A 23,033-nucleotide genomic window follows, 5' to 3' on the forward strand; every position below is an offset into this window, starting at 1 on the left:
GTTCGCAGATACAGTGTGTTGGCATCGGACCCCGCATCAGAACCTGATAACTCTCTGTTGCAAAAGAATGTTCTCAGATTCTTGGGGCCGATGCACCTAATGCTTTGAGAAATGCGGGTTAGGCGGCTACCGGTGAGCACAGAATGCTGATGATAAATACCGGGTTACCAGCCGCACTGCCATTCGCTCGCTCACACCGTCAACGCCTCGCTCAGCGAAATTCCCCCGGCCCGTTTTTCCTTCAGATCCAGGCCTGAATGCAGGTCGATGATGTGGCTCTTCTGGATGCTTTCGGCCGCCGCGCCGTCGCGCTTCTCAAAAGCGTCCATCAGGGCGTGGTGCGAATGGCTCTCGCAGGCCGTGTCGGAGCGTTTCCAGTAAAGCGCAATGATCAGGGACGACCTTGAAATCAGGGAGCGCACCATGCCGGCATAGATGCGGTGATCGGCGATATCCGCGATTTCGGTGTGAAAGCCTCCAGACAGAAACAGTGCCCTGCTCATGTCGCCTGCATGAAGCGCGTCGTGCTCGGCTTCCAGGTGGTCGCGAAGATCGTCAAGCTGGGTGTCGGTGATGAGGTCCGCAGCCAGCCGCGCAACCGCCGGTTCGATCAGGGCGCGCGCCTGGAAGACCTCGTGGGCCTCGCGGATGGTCGGCTTGGCGACGAAGGCGCCGCGGTTCTTTTCGATTGCCACCAGGCCTGAATGGGCCAGCGCCTGCAGCGCCGCGCGCACCACAGTCCGGCTGACGCCGTAGATCTCGCCGACCTCGTCCTCCGACAGTTTCACCCCCGGCGCCAGCCGATGCTCGAGAATGGCAGCCTGCAGCTTGAGGCAGATCTCAAGCGCCCGCCCCTCCGGCAGGGCGAACACCTCATGCAGGCTGCTGCTGCGGTCCAGGGCGGCTTTGGTCACGGGGCGTGTCATTTTCTTGGATTGGCCAACGGGTCGGTGATGCCTGATCCTACCGCCCGGCACCAAATCGGGCAATCTTAAATCGTATACAATTTTTGTTCACTTCGTATTTGATTTGCCAAATTATTGTGCACTTTTGTTAGGTGCGTCAATCGCAGCCTGGAAGGATCCCGCGGTAATCCGCCGATTTTTCGCCTTGGCACGGTGCTTGCTGTTTCAGATCCCGAAAACGGTTTTCTGAAGGAGACGTCCGGAAATGGCGAAGGCCCTCGATCTGGAACTTGTGGCAACCACCAAGATGTATGGCGACACGGTCGCCGTCGACGCGATCAATCACCGCTTCGCCGCCGGATCCTATTCCTGCCTGCTCGGCCCGTCCGGCTGCGGCAAGTCCTCGACGCTGAGGATGATTGCCGGGCATGAGAGCGTCTCCATCGGTGACATTTTGCTCGGTGGCAGCAATGTCACCGACCTGCCGCCCGCGCGGCGTGGCACGGCGATGATGTTCCAGAACTATGCGCTCTTTCCACATCTTTCCGTCATCGACAACGTCGCCTTCTCCCAGAAGATGAAGGGCGTCGACAAGCCGGTGCGCCTCAAAAAGGCGCATCAGCTTCTGGAGCTGGTCGACATGGACGCCTATGCGCAGCGCCTGCCGGCCCAGCTCTCCGGTGGCCAGCAGCAGCGCGTCGCGCTTGCCCGTGCCCTGATCACCGAACCCTCCGTGCTGCTGCTGGACGAACCTCTGTCGGCGCTCGACCCGTTCCTGCGCATCAAGATGCGGCTGGAACTGAAGAAACTGCAGCGCGAACTTGGCATTTCCTTCATTCACGTCACCCACAGCCAGGACGAGGCGCTGGCGCTGGCCGACGATATCATCGTCATGAATGGCGGCCGCATCGAACAGGCCGGCAGCCCGCGCGCTGTCTTCAACGCGCCGACCACCGAATTCGTCGCCCGCTTCATCGGCGGTCACAATGTGTTGCAGCAGCAGGGTGCGGCCGTAGCGCTCCGGGCCGACCGGCTGCTGGTGAAAAAGACAGCCGGTGAGGACGGCGCCCTGCTCACCGCGAGCGTGCGCGACGTCGAGTATCTCGGCTCCACCGTCAACCTGGCACTGGACGCCGGGGGCGCGGGCGATCTTACGGCCGCACTCACCGACGAGGCCTTCTTTCACGATCCGATCGAAATCGGCGCAACCGTCTTCCTGACCTGGAAGCCGGAAGACGCGCACCAACTGGCGGCCTGACGGCCGTCCTTCACGGCCGTCCTTCACGGCCAGACAAAACTCCAGAGGGGAACAGGAGTAGGACCATGACAGACAAACTCGTCAGCAAGGGCGTCAGCCGCCGCAGCATTCTCAAAGGCGGCGCCGCCGTCACCGGTGCCGCGCTCGGCTCCGGCGCGATCACCGGTTTTCCGACCATCTGGGCGCAGAACATCAAGGATGTCACGCTGCGCCAGTTCGGCACCGGCGTCTCCAACCTCAACGAGGTGGCGCAAAAAGTGAAGGAAGATCTCGGTTTCACCCTGGAAATGACGGCGCTCGACAGCGACGCCGTCACCCAGCGCGCCGCAACCCAGCCGGACAGCTTCGACATTGCCGACATCGAATACTGGATCTGCAAGAAGGTCTGGCCGACCGGCAACCTGCAGGCCATGGAGACATCGAAGATCAAGAATTACGACAAGATCGTCGGCATCTTCAAAAGCGGCAAGCTGACACCGGAATCCGAAATCGCCCAGGGCACCGCGCCGCACACGGTCGGCTTCGTCGACGGTCCGGACGGCAAGGCCTTTGCCGGTGAGGAAACCGGCTGGATGACGCTGATCCCGACAATCTACAACGCCGACACGCTCGGCATTCGTCCCGACCTGATCGGACGGCCGATCTCCAGCTGGACTGAACTGCTCAACCCGGAATTCAAGGGCAAGGCTTCGATCCTCGACATTTCCTCAATCGGCATCATGGATGCGGCCATGGTCTGCGAGGCCATGGGCGAGATCCAGTATGGCGACAAGGGCAACATGACCCGCGAAGAGATCGACAAGACCATGGCGATCTTCACCGAGGCCAAGAAGAACGGCCAGTTCCGCGCCTTCTGGAAGACCTTCGACGAAAGCGTCAACCTGATGGCGTCCGGCGAAGTGGTGATCCAGTCGATGTGGTCGCCGGCGATCACCGCCGTCAAGTCGCGCGGCATTCCGTGCGTCTACCAGCCGCTGAAAGAGGGCTACCGCTCCTGGGGCGGCGGCATCGGCCTTTCCAAGAGCCTTTCCGGTCTCGAACTGGACGCGGCCTACGAATACATCAACTGGTATCTCGACGGCTGGGTCGGCGGCTTCCTGATGCGCCAGGGCTATTACTCCGCCGTGCCGGAAACCTCCAAGAACTACATGGACGAGAACGAGTGGGGCTACTGGTTCGAGGGCAAGGAAGCCACGGGCGACATCACCAGCCCGTTCGGCGACGTGCTTGCCAAGGCCGGCGAGACCCGCGACGGCGGCTCCTTCCTGGAACGCATGGGCGCCGTTGCCTGCTGGAACGCCGTCATGGACGAGAACCAGTACATGGTCCGCAAGTGGAACGAGTTCATCGCCGCCTGAGGCTGCCCCTTCTGACCTTCGCCCGGGACCAAGGCCCCGGGCGTTTCCTCCAAACCGGACGGACGCTTAATGACGGACCAGACGCACCTTTTCATTCACAAGGACAGAGCGGCCGCAGAGCCGGTCCGGCCGACAAGGGCAAAACCGTCCTTCAGCCTGCACCGGCTGCCCGATGCGGTCTCCGGCTGGCTGTTGTCGCTGCCGCTGGCGCTGGTGCTGTTCTTTTTTCTTGTCCTGCCGATCGTCATGATCGTGGTGGTCAGCTTCTGGGGCGCAACGGAGTTTTCCATCTACCCGGCGTTCCAGTTCGACAATTACGAATTCCTGTTGACCTCGCCGGTCACCTACCAGGTGTTTCTCAACACGATCAAATATGCCCTGATCACCTGGGCCTTCACGCTCGTGATCGGCTTCACGGTCGCCTATTTCCTGGCGTTCCACGTCAAGACGCTGACCTGGCAGATCGTGCTGTTCCTGCTGTGCACGATCCCGTTCTGGACCTCCAACATCATCCGGATGATTTCCTGGATCCCGTTTCTCGGCCGCAACGGCATAGCCAATTCGACGCTGATTTCCATGGGCGTGATCGACGCCCCCCTGGACTGGCTGCTCTTCTCCGATTTCTCGGTGATCCTCGCGTTTGTCCATCTCTACACGCTGTTCATGGTGGTGCCGATCTTCAACACCATGATGCGCATCGACAAATCGCTGATCGAGGCGGCCTACGACAATGGCGCCTCCGGCCTGCAGACGCTGACCAACGTGATCATTCCGCTGACCAAGCCCGGCATCATGATCGGCTCGATCTTCGTGGTCACGCTTGTCATGGGCGACTTCATCACCGTGCGTTTCATGTCAGGCAGCCAGTCAGCCAATGTCGGCCGCCTGATCTCCAACGACATTGCCCTGCTGCAATACCCGTCCGCCGCGGCAACAGCGGTGATCCTTTTGATCACCGTCCTCCTGGTGATTTCCATCCTCTTACGCTTCGTCGACATCCGGAAGGAGCTCTGAGGCATGATCTATCCGAGCCATTGCCAGCCAACTCTCCGTCGTCATCCCGGCCAAGCGCAGCGCGAGCCGGGACCGGAGAGCCCTGGCATTTCCTCCATGACGACCGGCAAGCCAAAACGGCTCCCCGATCCCGGATCTCCGCTCCGCTGCGTCCGGGACGACGATGGCTGGGCGAGCTGGTCAATCATAATCTCAGCCGTTCATGATCATATCCCGTCCCTCCTTTTCCGACGGGGAGAGGCACGCAAGCTGAAATGCTCGTTTTCCAACGGCGTTTTTCGAACTATCGCTGACATAGCCCCTCACACAAAAAAGGCCCCGAGCCATGGATAAACGGTCCCGGTCCTTCTATGTGCTGGCCGCGTTCTTCACGCTGTTCCTGGTGTTTCTCTACGGTCCGACGATCACCATCGCGATCCTGAGTTTCCAGGGACCGCAGGGCGGGCTGACCTTTCCGATGCGCGGCGTGTCGCTGCACTGGTTTCAGGATCTCTTCCGGCAACAGGCGGTCGGCGACATCTGGGGCAGTTTTGCCCGGTCGCTCACCCTCGGGCTGATGGTGATGGTCACCACCGTGATCGTCTCGGTCATGGGCGGGCTTGCCTTCCGCAAGCGCTTTCCGGGCTCCAGCGTGATCTTCTACCTGATCATCACCTCGCTGGTGATCCCGTCGATCCTGGTGTCGCTCGGCGTCGGCCTGATCTTCTCGCAATCCGGCCTTGCCGTGCACTGGTCGACCTCCGGTTTCGGCTCCCAGCTGACATGGACGCTGCCCTTCGGTCTCCTGATCATGTTCGCGGTCTTCAACCGTTTCGACAAATCTTTTGAGGAAGCCGCGCGCGACCAGGGCGCCAGCGCCTGGCAGACCATCCGTCATGTCGTGCTGCCGATGATCGCGCCGATGCTGATCGGGGTGGCTCTCTTCGGCTTCACCCTCTCCTATGACGAATTCGCCAGAACGCTCTTAACGGCGGGCAGCTACAACACGCTGCCGCTGGAAATCTACGGCATGACCACCAACGTGACGACGCCGGTGATCTTCGCGCTCGGCACGCTGACCACCGCGTTTTCATTCGCCATCATCGGCCTGTTCATTGCCGTGGTTGCAACGCTCAACCGACGCCGTTCGCGGCTCGGATCCGATGCCGGCAAGGGGATGGTCTGATGTCTTGTACCGGCGTCTTTTATCGTCATCCCGGACGCAGCGAAGCGGAGATCCGGGATCGGGGAGCCATGGGAGTTTAACGTGACAGGCAAACCAATATCGGCTTGCGGCTCCCCTGTCCCGGCTCGCGCTGCGCTCGGCCGGGAAGACAAATGGCGAGGCACAGCCTTTGGACATTCTTCTGGAGCAACGCTCCGATGAAGGAACCCCACATCCTCGTCATCAACCCGAATTCGACCGCGTCAATGACGAGCAAGATTGCGGCGGCTGCTCGCGCCGCAGCCGGTCCTGCCACCCGAATTACGGCCATCAATCCACGGCAAGGACCGGCAGCCATTCAAGGGCCGGAGGACGGTGCCGCTGCCCTGCCCGGCCTGTACGCGCTGTTCGATCACAGGCTGGAGATCGACTACAGCATCAGCGCCGTCGTCATCGCCTGTTTCGACGACACCGGCCTGTTTGAACTGAAGGCGCGCTCGCCGGTGCCCGTCATCGGCATCGGTGAGGCCGCCTATCACGTTGCCTCCGTCGCCGCACTGAAATTCTCGGTGGTCACCACCCTGCCCGTCTCCGTGCCGGTGCTTGAGGAAAACCTCCGCCTCCTCGGCCTGGCCTCCCGCTGTGCAAAGGTGCGCGCCTCGGACGTGCCGGTGCTGGAGCTGGAAGACCCGGCAAGCAATGCCCGCCACCGGATCGAAGGGGAAATCGAGACCGCGCTCAAGGATGACGGCATCGGCGCCATTGCGCTTGGCTGCGCCGGCATGGCGGATCTTGCCAGCGACCTGACCGACAAGTTTCAGGTGCCGGTGATCGACGGCGTGGCATCGGCGGTGCGATTGGCGGAAATGGTGGCAAGGTAACCGCGTTCGTGGGCGAGCACGGTTACAGGCGCCTTATTCACTTGAACCCGACCGTCTGCTCCCAATCGCTCAAGGTCAGGTCATAAAGCGTGTTGAAACCGGACGCTGGCACGGCGCGTTGGGCGAGCGTGACATAGGGTGCGACGGTGAGCGCCGTACCGACAAAGCCCGGTTTCATGATCACATAGGCATAGGCCATGAAGGTGCGGTCATAGAGCACCGACTGGTCCTTGCCGCAGGCAACGATGCTCCAGGCAACCGCCTTCTGGTGTTCTTCCAGGAAGGCCTTCAGGTCGGCTTCGTTGTCGTTCTTCGTCCAGACGCCGGCATCCTCGATGAAGAGATCGGCGGAATTGTAGCGGTCGCGCGTGATCGACAAGGCGATGTAACACCAGACCCCGTAGGCCTCGCCCTTGTCCGGGTCCGGCTCCCCGATGCGGGGCCGCAAGTTGGTCGTGCTCTTGTTCGCGCAGATGACATGGGCACCGGGTGCCGGCGGGAAGCGGCGGTGCGGTTCGGTGCCGAACAATGCGATGCCGGCATCAATAAGGGGGCCGGCGTTGTAGACCGGCAGATCGGAGCCGTCATACTGCTTGGCGGTGAACATCGGTTCAAGCGTGTTGAGCGCACTGTTATAGGCCAGGTCATAGCCCCAGACATTGCCGGCAATACCGCAAAAGGACGAGGCGGTTTCCATGTTGATCTGGCCGATATAGGCATCGTTGGCCTCGGCCCGGTCATAGGCGACAATCCCGTCCAGCAGAAAATCGTCCGTCTTTTCAACGGTTCCCGTGGCGACCTTGACCACCGACACATAGCCGTTGCCGAAATTGCCCGGACGAGCGTAACCGTCGCAATAGGTGGGATAGCCGCTGATCGCGGTCCGGTCGATGGTCGAAACTGTCTTGCGCATGGGCCCCTCGGAAACAGATGTTTTTTGCAGTTTCAGCGTGAATCGCTCCCCGCCACGTTATTAAACACCTGCCTCACAGCCTTCGCAATTTAATGTTTTATCTTCGACATCATTCTACCAGGAGCTTTATTTCGCCAACTGACGATTTCGCAGCTGCGTTCAAGTGCCGGACGGCTGGGCAACGCACTCGCTCAAGCGCCGTTTCTGACTGCCATCTGCCGTAAAATTGTCCGGCGACAGCCAGGCGTCGTAGCCGGCTTTGAGCGCAGGCCATTCCTTGTCGAGAACAGAGAACCAGGCCGTGTCGCGATTCCTGCCCTTGACCACCAGATGCTGGCGGAACACGCCCTCCTCCTGAAACCCGAAGCGCAAGGCGGCCTGTTTCGACGGTGCATTGTCATTGTTGCATTTCCATTCGAAACGGCGGTAGCCGAGGTCGTCGAAGACATATCTCATGAAGAGATAAAGCGCTTCGGTGGCCGCGCGGGTCCGAGAGATCAGCGGTCCCCAATAGATGTTGCCGATCTCTATCGCGCCATTGGCGGCATTGATGCGCATCAGTGTCTGACGGCCGGCGACCTTGCCGGTTGCCTTGTCGATGACGGCAAAAAACAGCGGATCTTCGCTTGCCGCTTTTTCCCGCATCCAGGTCTGGAACTCGGCTTCGGAGACCGGCGGATATTCCGGCAGCCATTTGAACCGCCGATCCGCATCGGCAACACTCGAGGCGGCAAAGAGCTCCGCGCCATGCCGGTCCGGGTCCAGAGGCTCAAGCCGGACATATTGGCCGTCGAGAACGTGCCGCGTCGGCCGTGCGCGGGCGGTCCAGGTGCTGAGGTCTTCGCTCATCGGGGTCTCCGGATCTGTTGTCTTCAAACCTGTCTACTCAGGCAGCAACATGACGTGAAGATCCAGTTTTTCCCGTCCCGGGGGACCAGATTGTCTTCGCCACAAGCTCGCTGACGCGGACAGGAACATCGCAGATGAAGCGAATCTCGGTCACTCACAACCCAAGGCAGGCATGCTATGATCTAGGCTGTAGTGACCAGTTAACGATTGGCAGCGCCGCCCAAAAATTGGGTCATTTCAAGGAGCATGGAGGACGGACATGCGGGTCATTTTCGACGACATGCGACGCGGAAATGACCCGATTTTCGGACGGCCCCTTCCGGGGTTGGGTCAGGTTCGCCCCTGAAGGCGTTGGAAATGCTCGAAAGTGCGCTGCACTTCCTTGCGCTTGCCGCCCGTTCAGGAACGAACCTGATCCCAACGATGCCAGTCGTTAATTTGTCACTACAGCCTATCAGTTTTCGGAGGAGGCGTGGCATGTCGGACGGTGTGACAGTTCTGGTCGGGACCACAAAGGGAGCGTTCCTGCTGTCTGGTGGCCAAAGCCGCGAAGGCTGGTCTGTCAGCGGCCCGCATTGCGGCGGCTGGACCATCAACCATGTCATCGGCGACGCGGACAGCGGCACGATCTGGGCCGGCGGCGGCGGCGACTGGTCCGGTGCCGGTGTCTGGCGGTCGGAAGACGGCGGCAAGACCTGGGCCCTCACCAAACTGACCAAGGGCACGATTGACGAGTGGGCCGCCAACGATCCGGAAACCGCAAAATTTCTCAACTGGACACCCCAGGAGGTCCCCTTCGAGGATGCGTTCTCGCAGATCTGGTCGCTGGGGTTTGCCCATGGCACGCTTTATGCCGGCACCAAGCCGGCCAGATTGCTGGCGAGCAAGGATGGCGGCGCAAGCTTTGAGCATCTGGAGGGCCTTGCCAATCATCCTTCCGCCGACCGCTGGAACCCGGGCGCCGCCGGGCTGGTGCTGCACACCATCGTCTCCCATCCGGACGACCCGAAGAAACTCTGGATCGCCATTTCGGCGGCCGGCGTTTTTGCGAGCGAAGATGGCGGCGTCAGCTGGGAGCGGCGCAACCGGCTCTCCAACGCGGCCGCCTGCGAGGGCCATGCCCATCCGGCCGCCCCGCGCGACGGCGACACCGGTCATTGCGTCCACAACATGATGCGCGCGCCTGGCGACAGCGACCTCCTCTACCAGCAGAACCACCACGGCGTCTGGCGGTCCCCGGATGGCGGACGCAGCTGGGACAGCATCAACGACGGCCTGCCCTCCACCTTCGGCTTTCCGATCCGGGTGCACCCGAGAGATCCGCAAACAATCTGGACCCTGCCGCTGAACAGCGACACGGCCGGGCGGTTCCCGCCGGACGCAGCCGCAGCTGTGTGGAAATCGGAGGATGGCGGCAAGACCTGGCAGGACAAGCGTACCGGCCTGCCCCAGGAGGCCTGTTTTTTCACCGTGCTGCGCCAGGCCATGGCGGGCGATGCCCGCGATCCGGCCGGGCTTTATTTCGGCACCAATTCCGGCTCGGTCTTCGCCAGTCTCGACGAAGGCGAGACCTGGAGCGAGATAGCCCGCCACCTTCCGACCGTTTTGTCGGTGGAGGTGATGGACCGGGGCTAGAGCCCTGTGTGCATTGACGGGCCAGTATCAAATTGGATATACAGTCAATTATCCATTCAATTTGATAAAGACCCACTCATGACCAGCTGGTATCCAGATCTCTCCGGCAGCGCCGCGCCGCGCTACATTGCCATCGCGGATGCCATCGAGGCGGATCTGAAGTCCGGACGGCTCGCGCCCGGCGACAAGCTGCCGGCGCAACGCCAGCTTGCCGAGCGCCTTGACCTCGACTTCACCACTGTTGCAAGGGGCTATGCCGAAGCCCGCCGCCGGGGCTTGCTCGCCGCGCGGGTCGGCAGCGGCAGCTTCGTCACGTCGCCGGAAAGCACAGCAGACACAAGCGCCGGCGAAGCGCATGGCAGACGGACGGCAGACGCCGATTTTTCCATGAACCTGCCGCCGGAACCGGACACGGCCGCGCTGCGCGCGCGCATGCAGGACAGCTACAGGGCCCTGGCGGCGGACCTGGTGCCGTTGCTGCGCTACCAGAGCTTTTCCGCAACGGACCCGGACCGGCGGATGGCGCAGGTCTGGCTCGGCAAGGTCGGCCTGTCCGCGCAGCCCGACAGCATTCATTTCGCTCCCGGCGCCCAGGCCGCGCTCGGCGCAGTTCTAACCGCGATCACCGACCCGGGAGACCGGATTGCCTGCGAGGCCGTCACCTATCCCGGGATCCGGTCCCTTTGCGGACAATTGAGACTGGAGCTGACCGGACTGCCGATGGACAGGGATGGCCCGGCCCCCGACGCGTTCGAGACAACCTGCCGGGAGGGCGGCCTCAAGGCGCTCTATCTCAATCCGACGATCAACAATCCGACCACGCGCACCCTGCCCTTTCAGAGGCGCCTGGACCTGATCGCAATCGCGCGCTGCCATGGCGTTCCCATCCTGGAAGACGACGCCTATGGCCAGCTTTGCCGGGACAAAGTGCAGCCGATGGCCGCCATCGCGCCCGAGTTGACCTGGTATGTCGGGTCCCTGTCGAAAAGCCTCGGGGCGGGTCTGCGGCTCGCCCATGTGGTTCCGCCGGATCAGAACGCCGCCTGGCGGTTTACGCGGGCGCTGCGCACCGCCAGTATCATGGTCTCGCCTCTGACCGTGGCGCTTGCCACGCGCTGGATCGGAGACGGTACGGCCGAGGCACTGCTCACGCATGTCCGGCAGGAAAGCTCTGCCCGGCAGGCGCTTGCCAATCGCCACCTTGCAGATCACAAATTTGCCGCCGATCCGAACGGGTTTCATCTCTGGCTGGAGCTCGGCAATGGCTGGACGCCGTCCGCCTTTACCAGCCAGATCCGCCCACAACCGGTCGGCCTGGTCGAAGGCGACGCCTTTGCCGTCAGCGGTCCGGTTCCGAACGCCGTCCGGCTGTGCCTCGGCGGCCCCCACACACGCACACAGATCGACACCGCGCTCAGCGTCCTCGCCGGCACGCTTGTCACCCCGCCTCAATCCGCGGCCACCTATTTCTGAGGTTCCCCGACCGGCCATGGCAATCTGCCGCAGGCAATCTCCTTGCGCATTCAACAAAGCGCGTTATCTTTGAATGCAGACAATTACAGTCAATTCCATTTTGACTGGAAACACGGCCAGCCCGGCGCTCCCGGCCGGTCACCCTGCAGAAAGAACGCGTCATGTGCACATCCAAGAGCTGGCCCGAGCTGCCGCCGATCCAGACCGGTATCAAGGGCCGCTGCCCCCGCTGCGGCGAAGGCAGCATTTTCGACGGATTTCTGAAGCTGAAACAGGGCTGCTCCCATTGCGGCCTCGACTACAGCTTCGCCGACCCGGCTGACGGGCCGGCCTTTTTTGTGATCTGCTTCGGCTGCGTGCCCGCGGTTGCCTTCGCCATCTGGCTGGAGATTGCCTTCACGGCCCCCTATTGGGTGCATCTGGTGACGACCCTGCCATTGATCCTCCTGACCTGCATTCCGATCCTGCGGCCGCTGAAAGGCTGGCTGGTGGCCAGCCAGTATTTCTACAAGGCCGAGGAAGGCCGGCTGGTCACGCCGAACGCCCCCAAGAGCTCAGAAAGCCAGCCCTGATCTCCGGGAGCCCCAAACCGGAATTCTTGACTGGCTTGACCTGGAAAGGCGGCGACACCGGACGGGCGGTTCGCCGCCTTTTTGGTTTTGAGCTTTTAGCGAATGGTTAAGTCATACCCGTTGGGATCAACGAGCCACTTCCCCCGCTCCCAAATCGTTTTCCACGACTTCCCCTTTCGGGTTTCATCAATTTCAATCGCAATGAGATCTTGCCGATGGCGCCGTATCTTTGAGGTGTGCCGAACGCAGGCATAGCTTGCCACGTCGCTGCAATAGGTGGACTGCACTGCCTCAAGGTCTTCGTTCCATTCCAGGTTCGGATGATTATCCCCGATGGTAACTAACCATCCTTTTCGCGCTTCAACAGGGAGCGCCAAAAAGAGAGGTTTCCACCCAGCCTCGCGAGATTTCTCGCCCCGCTTACAACACGTGATTACCACCGCTTTTGACGCGAAACTGCCACTCTTCATTCGCTTGAGAACAATCAGGTATTCGGAACGACGAATTTCGCGTGAAAACGCCGAGATGCCGTATTTTTCCCAGTCTTTGTTGGCTTGCAGGTATTCTCGCAGAGCATCTGGCAACATATTAAAGTCTGCGCGCGCCAGTTCCGGATTGTCTCGGAATTTTGAGCGAAAATTGGGACGGCTCAGTTCCGGAAGATCTGCACTCGACGCTTCCTGGGCAAAGGGTCGCTGAACAGGTAGTCCAGACAAAAGCACCGCCACGCCAATAGCACAAATTGCTGAAACTATTCGGGAAAACAAAAACACCTCCATCCCCTCAACGTCATCCTGAGGAGGGCCGCTAGGCCCGCCTCGAAGGATCCGCCACGAACTCCCGGGCAAGTGGCCCATCCTTCGAGACGCCACTGACGCGGCTCCTCACGATGACGCTGAATTTGCAGCTGTCTCAGATAAGGATCGGCCGCGAACTCCCGGGCAAGCGGCCTATCCTTCGAGACGCCGCTAACGCGGCTCCTCAGGATGACGATGAGTTTGTAGCGGTCTCTGAGACGTCACCAACCGGAAATGGCCTCAAACCACCCTCACCCACACCGCGCTGTCGTGATACGCCGCGCCGCCGTATGGCGCGACCGGATCGGCGCCCGTCAGCGTGTTGATGCCCTTGCCGTCTTCGAAGGCATCGTTCGGCCAGATGCCTTCGGAGATGACGGTTCCCGTCGCGACGGTGTCGACCAGCCGGGCGTGCAGAGTGACGGTGCCGCGCCGGTTGCCCATCTTCACCCTGGCGCCGTCTTCAATGCCGAAGCGGGCAGCTTCCTCCGGCCGCAGCCAGACCTCAGGGCGGCCTTCCTTCTTCTTCGAACTGTCGGTCTCGTTGAAGGAGGAATTCAGGAACGAGCGCGCCGGCGCCGTCACCAGGCGGAACGGATGCTCTTCGTCGGCTGTCTCGATGCTGTCCCACTGGTCCGGCAGTTCCGGCATCGTCTGCCAGGGACCGAACGGATCGCCGTCCGGCTTGTTGGGCGCGGCCGAGCGGCCCCAGTCCGGGCGAAAATGGAACTTGCCGTCTTCGTGGCCAAAGCCGTTCAGGTAATGCGCCGTTTCAAAATCCGGCTGCAGGTCGATCCACTTGTTCGCTTCCAGCTCGGCCAGGGTGCCGTAGCCGGAATTTCGCAGCATCCAGTCGATATGGTCGCGCGCGCTCATGTCGAAGCCGGGATGAGGTTTTGAGTCAACGCGCCGCGCGATCTCATTGAGAACAAAAATGTTTTCCCGTGGTCCTTCCGGCGGTTCAACGGCCTTCGGGCCAAGCATCAGGTATTGGTGGCCACCGCCCTTGTAGATGTCGTCATGCTCCAGGAACTGGGTCGCGGGCAGCACGATATCGGCCATTAGCGCCGTCTCGGTCAGGAACTGCTCATGCACGACCGTGAACAGATCCTCGCGGGCAAAGCCCTGCTTGACCAGCTCCTGCTCAGGCGCGACGGAGACCGGGTTGGTGTTCTGGATCAGCATGGCCTTGACCGGGGGGCCACCGAGCAGCGCGGCCTCGTCGCCGGTCAGGATGCGGCCGACGAGGCTCTGGTCGAGCGCGCGCACGGACGGGTCTTTCAGCGAGCCCGCCTCGATCATTTCCTTGTTGAGCTCGTAGATAGCGCCGTTGTTGTGGAAGGCGCCACCGCCCTCTTCCTTCCAGCAGCCGGTGACAGCCGCGATCGAGCTGGCCGCATGCATGCCGACAGCGCCGTTGCGCGAGCGGGTAAAACCATAGCCAAGCCGGAAATAGGTCTTTTTGACCTCGCCGATCAGCCGCGCGACCTCTTCGATCTTTGCCGCCTCAAGGCCGGTAATGGCCGCTGCCCACTCAGGCGTTTTGTCCTTCAGATGCGCTTCCAGTTCGGCCGGGCAATCGGTGTATGTCTCCAGATAGTCCCGATCGGCCAGCCCGTCGCGGAAGAGCACATGCATGATCGCGCAGGCAAGCGCTGCATCCGTGCCAGGCTTCAGCACCAGGCCGATATCGGCCTGTTTCATCGTTTCGGTCTCATAGACATCGACGACAATGATGCGCGCGCCGCGCTTCTTGCGGGCCGAGATCGCGTGGGTCATGACATTGACCTGGGTCGCGACAGGATTGGTGCCCCAGATGACGATCTGGTCCGACAGGGCCATCTCGCGCGGGTCCGGCCCAGCGAGCCGGCCGGTGCCGGCGACATAACCCGTCCAGGCCATGTTGGTGCAGAAACTGTCGAACTGGCGCGAATAGCCCTTGGCGTGGCGCAGCCGGTGGATGCTGTCGCGCTGCACCAGGCCCATTGTGCCGGCATAGTGATAGGGCCAGACGCTTTCCGCTCCGAACTCGGCTTCCGCGGCCAGGAATTTTTCGGCAATCAGGTCCAGTGCCGTGTCCCAGGAGATTTCCTCAAAATGCCCCTCGCCCTTGGCGCCGATCCGGCGCAACGGGTTCATCAGACGCTCGGGGTGATAGAGCCGTTCGGGATAGCGCGCGACCTTCGCGCAAATTACACCGGCCGTATAGGCATTGTCGCGCGCGCCATTCAGCCGGCGGACATCGCCATGCGGATAGAAATGCACCTCCAGCGCACAGGTCGACGGGCAATCGTGCGGACAGGCGGAAAAGGTGCTCTTGGGCGGCTGCTGGTTCATGCGGGGCCTATCATCCTGTAGACGAGAGAACAGTGTACGGCCCAGCCTTATGAAAAACAAAAAGAGGCGCCGTCAAGCGCCTCCCTGTCACCGCGACAATCGGGTTGATAGTCATTCAGCTGCCGCTGCAAGGGCCGCCACCAGTCCGTCCACCTCCCGGAGGCTGGCCTCCCGGCGGGGGACCGCGACGCTGGCCGCGTCCCGCGCCCGGTGGCGGCGGTCGGCCTCCCGGCAGAAAGCGCGGCGGGTGTCCACCCTGGGCCTGAACAAGCGTTACCGCGACATCGCTATTGTCCGTCAGCGTGGCAAAATCGACGGTTGCCTCGGAGCCTGTCTCATCCAGGTCGCCGCGCATGCCGGGTCCCTTCAGGCGCATGAAGCTTTTGTCCGGGCTGCCCATCCAGCAGCGTGGGATGAAGGGGAACGTGTCGGTGAGCACATAGTGATAGGTGCCGTCCGGGTATTCGGGCGTCGCGGCAAAGCGGCCGTTGCACTGATCGAGGTCCCCCGCGCCGGCGACAAAGGCCCAGTCCTGAGTGAATTTGCCGTTGTAGCGGCCGCCTGGCCCACCGGGGCGCGTGCCCTGTTTTACCCGGTAGCTGCTTTTGAGCTTGCGCATCGCGGATTTGCCGGTCGGATCGGAATAGCCATAGGGGCCGTAGATCGGAAATCCGTCCGCTGCAAAGCCGATCAGAGCGGGCACCGCATTGCCGCCTTCAGCGGCCAGCACACCGGTCGGGATGCCGTGATAGTGGTAGGTCCCGTTCGGCTGGACATGGGCGTTGTACCGGTCGAGCCCGAGTTTGCAGGCCCCTCCCAGTGCCTCGTAGTTCCAGCCGGAGCGCCGGTTGTTCTGCCAGAATTCGGCCGTACCCGGATCCATGACCACGCCATTGATCGCAATGCCGAAGACCGACCCCTGGGCATCGGTCGCCCTGCCGTTTTTACGCGGCTTGACCGGGACCTTCAGATTGTAGTTCTTCCTGGAAATGCTGTGCGGATTGTTGCGGTTGGGAAATTTTCCCGGAGGCTTGATCGGGTAGCCATCGGCATGGATCCGGCGGTAGCTGCCTTCAACCGAAATATCCGCGGAAGCTTCCGCGGATGGCAGCAACAGATCCCAGATCTCCTCGCCGATATGTGTGTGCTCAAGCGGCTCTTCACCGCCAAGTGGCAGCGTGCTGTCGTGAGCCGCCGCCGGAAACGCGATCAGCGCGCCGGCCAGCGCGAGACATAAACGCATTCATTCCTCCAAATCCTCTCGCCCAACAGTGTCAGTATGAAGGGATTTGCGCTGGAACGCTGTCACGCAATTTCATGAAGTTGTATCGGACTGTGTCAGGAAGGTTTCCCGGAAACAATAAGAAAAGCCGGCCCCGAGGGACCGGCTTTTCCAAGGTCGGATCATACGGCGGATTAGCCGACGATTTCGGTTCCGGAGAACCAGAAAGCGATTTCCTGAGCGGCCGTTTCCGGAGCGTCGGAACCGTGCACGGAATTTTCGCCGATGGACAAAGCGAATTCCTTGCGGATGGTGCCTTCAGCGGCTTCGGCCGGGTTGGTGGCGCCCATGACTTCACGGTTCTTGGCAATGGCGTCTTCGCCTTCCAGGACCTGAACAACGGTCGGACCGGAAGACATGAATTCGGTCAGTTCGCCAAAGAACGGGCGCTCTTTGTGGACCGCGTAGAAAGCCTCGGCTTCACGCAGGGACATCCATACGCGTCGGGAAGCAACCACGCGCAGGCCGGCTTCTTCCAGCTTTGCGGTGATGGCGCCGGTCAGGTTGCGCTTGGTGGCGTCCGGCTTGATCATGGAAAACGTGCGTTCAATCGCCATGGTTTCGTCTTTCTCGTTTCATGTGTGGAGCGGCGGAGTGCCGGTCTCGGAATTTCACAAATTTCGCGGCCTTAATAACGGGGCCTTGCCTGACCCGCAAGGGGGCGCCGGCATGACAATTTGATGTCAAGAACCTTGCTTCCGCCGCTTTCCCCGCTGGCCATTTCCCGGAACGATGCCTAGAGTTCAGGAAAAAGGTGCTCGTTGGCCGTGGTTTCACCATGCTCAGCCACTCTCAAGAGAACAGATAATGCAGCAAGTCTTCGCGAAGTTGCCCTCATTGGTCAGTGCCGCCGCCGTGACCCTTTTGGTCGGCCTTTCGGGCTCTGTCGCCGCTCATGCAGCAAGCACCGATAGCGGCGATCAACAAGAGACAATGACGACGGTTGACGAGGACCTTGCGAAGCTTTCGCGTGACGAGCTTGAAGAACTGTTTGTTTTTGTTGCCGGCAACGCGCTGTTCACGCTCTATCACGAGGGCGGCCACATGCTCATTTCAGAACTGGGCCTGCCCGTGCTCGCTCAGGAAGAGGACGCTGTCGACAATCTCGCGACCCTTTCCATGCTGGACGCCGACAGCGACGACATGGATACCTACCTCACCCAGGCGATGTATGGCTGGTTCCTGATCGCGGATGAGGCCTATGAGGACCTGATCTTCTACGACGAGCACGATCTCGACAAACAGCGCGGCTACACCATGCTGTGCCTGATGGTCGGCGCCGATGAAGATGCCTTTGTCGATCTGGCCAAGGAACTGGACCTGCCGGAAGAGCGTATCGAGACCTGCGGCTTCGATTACGACCAGGCCGCTGCGTCCTGGGAATTCGTCACCGAACCCTTCCTGAGGGAAAACGGCACGCCCGGCGGCAAGATCAAGGTCGTGCATGACCCGGCGCCGGAAGGCCTGGAGGCCGTGGCACTGTTCCTGAAGGAAAGCGCCCTGATGGAACTCGTCGCGGAAGAGCTCGATACCTTTTACGAGCTGCCCGAAGAGGTGACGTTCCGGGCCACGACCTGCGGCATGGAAAACGCCTTCTGGGATCCGGACAAGCGGGAGGTGGTGCTCTGCCACGAGCTGCTCGGCGGCTTTGCGGATATTTTTCTGAGCTTACCGGCGGAAAATCAGGACGGCGAGTGAGCCCTCTTGCGGAATGCGCCCGGCGCCGCCCCGTAGGCCTTCTGGAATTCCCGGTAGAAATTCGACCGCGTTAGAAAGCCGACCTCTTCCTGAATGCGCGTCACCGGCGCGTCCGTTGTCTTAAGCAGCCGGGCCGCCTCCTCCAGCCGAACCTGGTTGACGAACTGGCTGACACTCATGCCGGTCTCCGAGTTGATCGCGCGGGACAAGTCCCTGTCCGGTACGCCGGCGCGTCGCGCAAGCCGCGTCAACGTCAGACCCGGATCCCTGAAGAGACCCTGGCCGATCAGCAGGTGTCTGGCGGTCTCGACCAGCGCCCCCTTCTCTCCATCGGCCACGGCGGCGGACTTGGCTCCGGACCGTTTTGTCCGTCGTGAACGCAACGACAGCAGGACGAGAATGATGGCGGCAACGAGAAACAACAGGCTGGCCACGGAGACCGCGCGCGCGGCGGCATCCTGACGGGCCTGGGCAAACAGCAAAGCGATCCAGACATCGACAAAGAGCGTCGCCGCCATCGCGAAGATGGCAAGCAGAAGCAACCGGTGCAACAAGCCGCCCAGCGCGGTCGGCGCCTCGGAAAACCGGTCGGCGCCTTCCAGCCACAGCCGGATCAGAGCCAGCGTGTAGATCATGTAACTGCCGGCGATCAGGGCATCGATATAGCCCACAATACGAACCGGCATGGCCATGGCCACGGTCACGGCAAGGGCAATCAAGCCGTGAAACAGGATCCGGCGCCTGAATGTCGCCGCGGGTCCCGTCAATGCACAAAAGGCCAGATAGACACCCGGCGCCACCCAGACGGGCAGCACCCGCTGAAGTGCGAGAAATTCGAAATGCCCATAGGCAAAGCGCATTCCGACCAGGCTCGCCTCCAGCGCCATCAGGCAAAACAAAGCGGCAAACATTCCGCGCGCCTGCAGCGGCAGGGACCGCCAGGCAAATGCCGCCAGCGCCAAGGCGGAAAAGAGGGCTGCGAGCAGGAAGGACACCGGAATGCTGATCATCGCGGGCTCATTCGGTCAAGTGACTTGATACTTCTGTCCTTTATCACGTTTGAGGACAGGACAGCGCCTCTCCGGCAATTGTCAACAGCCCGGCTGCCGCGCATCTCAGGGACACCTGCAACCGCATTGGAGCCCTCATGATCCCTTTCCTATCTTCTCTCTTTCGACAAAAGCGCCTGCGACGTCTGGCACTGTCTCTTGGAGGAAGCGTCCTCTTGACAACCGGCGCTCAGGCCGGCGACGCCCCGCCCTTCGGCCCCGGCGTTGCGAATATAACGATCGAGGATGCCCGCAGGGACCGGCCGCTGGGAGGCGACATCTGGTATCCGACCGCGACGCCTGACCAGTATGCCATAGCGGACAAGAGCAAGGTCTGGAAGATGGCGCCGGCCGATCAGGACGGAGTGCCCGCGGACGGAGTCTTTCCGCTCGTTGTCGTCTCGCACGGGATGTATGGCAACACGCTTAATCAGGCCTGGCTTGGCTCGGCGCTTGCCCGGCGCGGTTTTGTCGTCGCCATGGTCAATCACCCGGGCAGCAGCACGTTCCTTCGCGATCCCGATCAGACCCGTCAGCTCTGGGACCGGCCAATAGATCTTTCCCGCCTGATCAGTTTTCTGACCGAGGAGAGCGTTTACAAGGACAGGATCGATCGCGAAAGGATCTACGCGGCCGGGCATTCCCTCGGCGGCTTCACCGTGATGCTTCTAGCCGGCGCCGAATTCGAACCTGGCCGGTATGAGCGTGTGTGTGCGAGCGAGGATCTGCCAGTTGCCTGCCAGGTGCTAACCGGGTGGTCCATCGCGAAAACGGATGGCGACCGGATCGAGATGGCGACGTCCCGTAGGGACCCACGCCTGGCCAAGGTCATCAGCCTGGATCTCGGCGGAACGCCGGTCCTGTCCCGCGACAGTCTCGGCGCCATCGACATCCCGGTTCTTGTGCTAGGGTCCGGGCGCGCCGACATGCTCGACCAGGAGGCCGAGTCGCGCGCGCTGGCCGCCGCACTACCGGGCGACAAGGTCCGCCATGTGGAACTGGACGATGCCGGTCATTTCGATTTCATGGGTGTCTGCAAGCCGGAAGGTTTTGCTATCCTGGAAGAGCATGAGCCTGGCGACGAGATCGTCTGCATCAAGGGCAACGCGGAACGGATGGAGCAGCACCGACGCATTCTCTCGGAGATCCTGGCCTTCCTGAAGACTTGAGGCAGGGCGCGGCGGGCTCAAACTGTGCAGCGATGCCACAGCCCGCCGCCCGAACGTGCTTTTTGGCCTGTTTCCGCTTGCATCCTTGAAGCGGCTTCGCCAAACATCCCGCCCATGTTGCAGATCAATGACCTCACGTACCGGATCGGGGACCGCCTCCTGATCGACAAAGCCAATGTGACCCTGCCCGGCAAGGCCAAGACCGGGCTGGTGGGCCGCAATGGCGCCGGCAAATCGACCCTCTTCAAGATCATCACCGGGGATCTCTCCACCGAAACCGGTGGTGTGCGGATCCCGAAACGCGCCCGCATCGGCCAGGTCGCCCAGGAAGCGCCGGGCACGGAAGAGACGCTGATGGAAGTGGTGCTGGCCGCCGACACCGAGCGCAGCCGTCTTATGGCCGAGGCCGAAACCGAAACAGATCCGGTGCGCATTGCGGAGATCCACACGCGTCTTGCCGATATCGGTGCGCATACCGCGGAAGCCCGGGCCGGCGCGATCCTGTCGGGACTCGGGTTTGATGCAGCGGCACAGCAGCGGCCCTGCTCGTCCTTCTCCGGCGGCTGGCGCATGCGTGTCGCCCTTGCCGCCGTGCTGTTTGCCGAGCCGGATTTGCTTCTCCTCGACGAGCCGACCAACTATCTGGATCTGGAAGGCACGCTCTGGCTGGAAAACTATGTCGCACGCTATCCGCATCAGGTGCTGCTGATTTCCCACGACCGGGACTTGCTGAACAAGGCGGTCGACAGCATCGTCCATCTGGATCGCGGCAAGCTGACCTATTATTCCGGTGGCTATGACAGTTTCGACCGGCAGCGGCGCGAGGCCATGATCCTCGCCGAGAAAGCCAAGGAGAAACAGGACGCCCAGCGCAAGCACATGCAGGCCTTTGTCGATCGCTTCCGTTACAAGGCGAGCAAGGCCCGTCAGGCCCAGTCGCGATTGAAGATGCTGGAAAAGATGCAGCCGATCGCGGCGCTGACCGACGAAAGCAGCCGGCCGATTCATTTTCCGGATCCGGAGGTTCAGCTGGCGCCGCCGATCCTGAAGCTTGAGGGCGTTTCCACGGGCTATGGCGACACCAAGATCCTGTCGCGCCTGACGCTCAACATCGACACCGACGACCGGATCGCCCTGCTCGGGGCCAACGGCAACGGCAAGTCGACCTTCGCCAAACTGATTTCCGGGCGCCTCGATGCCATGGACGGCGAGATCTCCAAGGCCGCCAAGCTGAAGATCGCGTTTTTCGCCCAGCACCAGCTGGACGAACTGAAGCCGGCCGAAAACGCCGTTGCCCATGTCCGCGCGCTGATGCCGGATGCGCCGGAAGCCAAGGTGCGCGCGCGCGTTGCCCGCATGGGTCTGCCGACCGACCGGATGGATACGCCTGCAAAGGATCTCTCGGGAGGCGAAAAGGCACGCCTGCTTCTGGGGCTTGCGACCTTTGACGGCCCGCATCTTCTCATCCTTGATGAGCCGACCAACCATCTCGATATCGACAGCCGCGAGGCGCTGGTTATGGCGCTGAACGAGTTCCAGGGTGCTGTGGTGCTGATCAGCCACGACCGCCACCTGGTCGAGGCCTGCGCGGACCGGCTGTGGCTGGTCGCCGACGGCAAGGTCGCGCCTTACGACGGCGACATGGAGGATTACCGCCGCCTGATCCTGCAGGGGCCGGAAGCCGCGCAGAAGGCCCGTGACAGGGCGGACGCCGAGGAAGCCGAGAAGGCCTCGGCGCAGGAGAAACGGCGGGAGGCCGCCCAGAAGCGCAGCCAGCTGAAACCGTTGAAACAGAAGATCGACGCGGCGGAAAAGGAAATGACCCGGCTGCAGGACAAGATCGGCAAGCTGGATGAAGCCCTGGCCGACCCGGAATTCTTTGCAAAGGAACCGGACCGGGCGACCAAATTCGCCAAGGAACGGGCCTTTTGCGAAAAGAAGCTGGTCAAGACCGAAGAGGAATGGCTGGAGCTTTCAGCCGAATTCGAAGAGGCATCCTGATGACCAAGATCACCACGCTCGGATTCGATGCCGACGACACGCTCTGGCACAATGAGCGTGTCTTCCGCCTGACCGAAGACCGCTTCGCCGAGCTGCTGGCCGACTATACGGAGAAAGCCCACTTGTCCGAACGGCTTCTGGCGGCCGAGCGGCGCAACGTCCTGCATTATGGCTACGGCGTGAAGGGCTTCACCCTGTCGATGATCGAGACCGCCATCGAGGTGACCGATCGCCAGGTGCCCGCCGATGTGATCGCCGAGATCCTGGAAGCCGGTCGCGACATGATGCGCCACCCAGTCGAACCTTTGCCACATGTGGAAGAGACGCTGAAGGCGGTCAAAAAGAACTATAAACTGGTCTTGATCACCAAGGGCGACCTGTTCGACCAGGAGCGCAAGGTGACCGCCTCAGGACTTGACGTCTATTTCGATGTCATCGAAATCGTTTCGGAAAAGACCGACGACACCTACCGGACGCTGTTTTCGCGTCACGGCACGGGCGCCACGGAGGCCCTGATGATCGGCAATTCCCTGAAATCCGATATCGTCCCAGCGCTCGATGCCGGCGCCTTTGGCGCCCATGTGTCCTACGATGTCACCTGGGCCCTGGAAGAAGCCGACGAACCGCGCGGCCATGAGCGCTTTTACCGGCTGGACAATATCGGCAAGGTGCCGCAGCTTCTGGCCCGGCTGAGCTGA

General features: G+C 61.7%; 20 protein-coding genes. 12 read left to right on the forward strand and 8 right to left on the reverse strand.

The window, feature by feature from the left end:
• Positions 1-191: 191 nt before the first annotated feature.
• The gene (locus tag M0H32_RS18535; protein ID WP_248156601.1) at positions 192-926 is read right to left on the reverse strand and encodes a GntR family transcriptional regulator; all 735 of its coding nucleotides are present in this window, start codon (positions 924-926) and stop codon (positions 192-194) included.
• 244 nt (positions 927-1,170) lie between these two features.
• On the opposite strand from M0H32_RS18535, the gene M0H32_RS18540 reads away from it, so the two are divergent.
• The 5 genes from M0H32_RS18540 (at position 1,171) to M0H32_RS18560 (ending at position 6,560) form a co-directional block, all read left to right on the forward strand.
• Positions 1,171-2,163: an ABC transporter ATP-binding protein gene (locus tag M0H32_RS18540; RefSeq protein WP_248156602.1), complete on the forward strand. Its 993-nt coding sequence runs from the start codon at positions 1,171-1,173 to the stop codon at positions 2,161-2,163.
• Between the two features lie 65 nt (positions 2,164-2,228).
• Entirely contained in the window at positions 2,229-3,521 is a 1,293-nt protein-coding gene (locus M0H32_RS18545) for an ABC transporter substrate-binding protein (RefSeq protein WP_248156603.1), read from the forward strand.
• A 69-nt stretch (positions 3,522-3,590) separates the two neighbouring features.
• Positions 3,591-4,535, forward strand: coding sequence for an ABC transporter permease (locus M0H32_RS18550; protein WP_248156604.1), 945 nt, complete (start codon positions 3,591-3,593; stop codon positions 4,533-4,535).
• 325 nt (positions 4,536-4,860) lie between these two features.
• Positions 4,861-5,700, forward strand: coding sequence for an ABC transporter permease (locus M0H32_RS18555; RefSeq protein WP_248156605.1), 840 nt, complete (start codon positions 4,861-4,863; stop codon positions 5,698-5,700).
• Between the two features lie 197 nt (positions 5,701-5,897).
• The gene (locus M0H32_RS18560; protein WP_248156607.1) at positions 5,898-6,560 is read left to right on the forward strand and encodes an aspartate/glutamate racemase family protein; all 663 of its coding nucleotides are present in this window, start codon (positions 5,898-5,900) and stop codon (positions 6,558-6,560) included.
• Positions 6,561-6,597: 37 nt separating this feature from the next.
• Here M0H32_RS18560 and hdcA read toward each other — a convergent pair whose 3' ends face one another.
• Together hdcA and M0H32_RS18570 are read right to left on the reverse strand one after the other, a co-directional pair.
• Positions 6,598-7,473 (reverse strand): histidine decarboxylase, pyruvoyl type, encoded by an 876-nt coding sequence (gene hdcA, locus M0H32_RS18565; protein WP_248156609.1) that lies wholly within the window; start codon positions 7,471-7,473, stop codon positions 6,598-6,600.
• 159 nt (positions 7,474-7,632) lie between these two features.
• Positions 7,633-8,322, reverse strand: coding sequence for a GNAT family N-acetyltransferase (locus M0H32_RS18570; protein WP_248156611.1), 690 nt, complete (start codon positions 8,320-8,322; stop codon positions 7,633-7,635).
• Positions 8,323-8,799: 477 nt separating this feature from the next.
• Here M0H32_RS18570 and M0H32_RS18575 point away from each other — a divergent pair, with 477 nt between their 5' ends.
• From M0H32_RS18575 to M0H32_RS18585, 3 genes are all read left to right on the forward strand, one after another.
• Positions 8,800-9,957 carry a WD40/YVTN/BNR-like repeat-containing protein gene (locus tag M0H32_RS18575; RefSeq protein ID WP_248156613.1) on the forward strand — a complete coding sequence of 386 codons (1,158 nt, stop codon included), beginning with the start codon at positions 8,800-8,802 and terminating at the stop codon, positions 9,955-9,957.
• A 78-nt stretch (positions 9,958-10,035) separates the two neighbouring features.
• On the forward strand, positions 10,036-11,430 hold the full coding sequence (locus tag M0H32_RS18580; RefSeq protein WP_248156615.1) for an aminotransferase-like domain-containing protein: 1,395 nt from the start codon (positions 10,036-10,038) through the stop codon (positions 11,428-11,430).
• A 161-nt stretch (positions 11,431-11,591) separates the two neighbouring features.
• The gene (locus tag M0H32_RS18585; RefSeq protein ID WP_248156617.1) at positions 11,592-12,002 is read left to right on the forward strand and encodes a DUF983 domain-containing protein; all 411 of its coding nucleotides are present in this window, start codon (positions 11,592-11,594) and stop codon (positions 12,000-12,002) included.
• Between the two features lie 95 nt (positions 12,003-12,097).
• On the opposite strand, the gene M0H32_RS18590 is transcribed toward M0H32_RS18585, so the two are convergent.
• The 4 genes from M0H32_RS18590 to ndk form a co-directional block, all read right to left on the reverse strand.
• Positions 12,098-12,775: a hypothetical protein gene (locus tag M0H32_RS18590; protein ID WP_248156619.1), complete on the reverse strand. Its 678-nt coding sequence runs from the start codon at positions 12,773-12,775 to the stop codon at positions 12,098-12,100.
• 264 nt (positions 12,776-13,039) lie between these two features.
• Positions 13,040-15,136 (reverse strand): molybdopterin-containing oxidoreductase family protein, encoded by a 2,097-nt coding sequence (locus tag M0H32_RS18595; RefSeq protein ID WP_248156621.1) that lies wholly within the window; start codon positions 15,134-15,136, stop codon positions 13,040-13,042.
• A gap of 115 nt (positions 15,137-15,251) precedes the next feature.
• The gene (locus tag M0H32_RS18600; RefSeq protein WP_248156623.1) at positions 15,252-16,379 is read right to left on the reverse strand and encodes a YHYH protein; all 1,128 of its coding nucleotides are present in this window, start codon (positions 16,377-16,379) and stop codon (positions 15,252-15,254) included.
• A 173-nt stretch (positions 16,380-16,552) separates the two neighbouring features.
• Positions 16,553-16,975, reverse strand: a complete 423-nt coding sequence (ndk, locus tag M0H32_RS18605) for a nucleoside-diphosphate kinase (RefSeq protein WP_248156624.1) — start codon at positions 16,973-16,975, stop codon at positions 16,553-16,555.
• 250 nt (positions 16,976-17,225) lie between these two features.
• On the opposite strand from ndk, the gene M0H32_RS18610 reads away from it, so the two are divergent.
• Positions 17,226-18,116, forward strand: a complete 891-nt coding sequence (locus M0H32_RS18610) for a DUF4344 domain-containing metallopeptidase (protein WP_248156625.1) — start codon at positions 17,226-17,228, stop codon at positions 18,114-18,116.
• Here the strand turns inward: M0H32_RS18610 and M0H32_RS18615 are convergent.
• On the reverse strand, positions 18,101-19,126 hold the full coding sequence (locus M0H32_RS18615; protein WP_248156626.1) for a helix-turn-helix transcriptional regulator: 1,026 nt from the start codon (positions 19,124-19,126) through the stop codon (positions 18,101-18,103). The two genes, M0H32_RS18610 and M0H32_RS18615, sit on opposite strands and share 16 nt — an antisense overlap.
• A gap of 215 nt (positions 19,127-19,341) precedes the next feature.
• On the opposite strand from M0H32_RS18615, the gene M0H32_RS18620 reads away from it, so the two are divergent.
• From M0H32_RS18620 to M0H32_RS18630, 3 genes are all read left to right on the forward strand, one after another.
• On the forward strand, positions 19,342-20,334 hold the full coding sequence (locus M0H32_RS18620) for an alpha/beta hydrolase family protein (RefSeq protein WP_248156627.1): 993 nt from the start codon (positions 19,342-19,344) through the stop codon (positions 20,332-20,334).
• Between the two features lie 114 nt (positions 20,335-20,448).
• The gene (locus M0H32_RS18625) at positions 20,449-22,335 is read left to right on the forward strand and encodes an ABC-F family ATP-binding cassette domain-containing protein (protein ID WP_248156628.1); all 1,887 of its coding nucleotides are present in this window, start codon (positions 20,449-20,451) and stop codon (positions 22,333-22,335) included.
• Entirely contained in the window at positions 22,335-23,033 is a 699-nt protein-coding gene (locus M0H32_RS18630) for an HAD family hydrolase (RefSeq protein ID WP_248156629.1), read from the forward strand. Before M0H32_RS18625 ends, M0H32_RS18630 begins: the two co-directional genes overlap by 1 nt.

The organism is Roseibium sediminicola, assembly GCF_023156505.1.
GTDB classification, from domain to species: Bacteria; Pseudomonadota; Alphaproteobacteria; order Rhizobiales; family Stappiaceae; genus Roseibium; species Roseibium sediminicola.

Excerpts from the sequence above, each read along its gene's own strand:
- M0H32_RS18535 (WP_248156601.1), bottom strand. The coding sequence starts at position 926 with ATGACACGCCCCGTGACCAAAGCCGCCCTGGACCGCAGCAGCAGCCTG.
- M0H32_RS18540 (WP_248156602.1), top strand. The coding sequence starts at position 1,171 with ATGGCGAAGGCCCTCGATCTGGAACTTGTGGCAACCACCAAGATGTAT.
- M0H32_RS18545 (WP_248156603.1), top strand. The coding sequence starts at position 2,229 with ATGACAGACAAACTCGTCAGCAAGGGCGTCAGCCGCCGCAGCATTCTC.
- M0H32_RS18550 (WP_248156604.1), top strand. The coding sequence starts at position 3,591 with ATGACGGACCAGACGCACCTTTTCATTCACAAGGACAGAGCGGCCGCA.
- M0H32_RS18555 (WP_248156605.1), top strand. The coding sequence starts at position 4,861 with ATGGATAAACGGTCCCGGTCCTTCTATGTGCTGGCCGCGTTCTTCACG.
- M0H32_RS18560 (WP_248156607.1), top strand. The coding sequence starts at position 5,898 with ATGAAGGAACCCCACATCCTCGTCATCAACCCGAATTCGACCGCGTCA.
- hdcA (WP_248156609.1), bottom strand. The coding sequence starts at position 7,473 with ATGCGCAAGACAGTTTCGACCATCGACCGGACCGCGATCAGCGGCTAT.
- M0H32_RS18570 (WP_248156611.1), bottom strand. The coding sequence starts at position 8,322 with ATGAGCGAAGACCTCAGCACCTGGACCGCCCGCGCACGGCCGACGCGG.
- M0H32_RS18575 (WP_248156613.1), top strand. The coding sequence starts at position 8,800 with ATGTCGGACGGTGTGACAGTTCTGGTCGGGACCACAAAGGGAGCGTTC.
- M0H32_RS18580 (WP_248156615.1), top strand. The coding sequence starts at position 10,036 with ATGACCAGCTGGTATCCAGATCTCTCCGGCAGCGCCGCGCCGCGCTAC.
- M0H32_RS18585 (WP_248156617.1), top strand. The coding sequence starts at position 11,592 with ATGTGCACATCCAAGAGCTGGCCCGAGCTGCCGCCGATCCAGACCGGT.
- M0H32_RS18595 (WP_248156621.1), bottom strand. The coding sequence starts at position 15,136 with ATGAACCAGCAGCCGCCCAAGAGCACCTTTTCCGCCTGTCCGCACGAT.
- M0H32_RS18600 (WP_248156623.1), bottom strand. The coding sequence starts at position 16,379 with ATGCGTTTATGTCTCGCGCTGGCCGGCGCGCTGATCGCGTTTCCGGCG.
- ndk (WP_248156624.1), bottom strand. The coding sequence starts at position 16,975 with ATGGCGATTGAACGCACGTTTTCCATGATCAAGCCGGACGCCACCAAG.
- M0H32_RS18610 (WP_248156625.1), top strand. The coding sequence starts at position 17,226 with ATGCAGCAAGTCTTCGCGAAGTTGCCCTCATTGGTCAGTGCCGCCGCC.
- M0H32_RS18615 (WP_248156626.1), bottom strand. The coding sequence starts at position 19,126 with ATGATCAGCATTCCGGTGTCCTTCCTGCTCGCAGCCCTCTTTTCCGCC.
- M0H32_RS18625 (WP_248156628.1), top strand. The coding sequence starts at position 20,449 with ATGTTGCAGATCAATGACCTCACGTACCGGATCGGGGACCGCCTCCTG.
- M0H32_RS18630 (WP_248156629.1), top strand. The coding sequence starts at position 22,335 with ATGACCAAGATCACCACGCTCGGATTCGATGCCGACGACACGCTCTGG.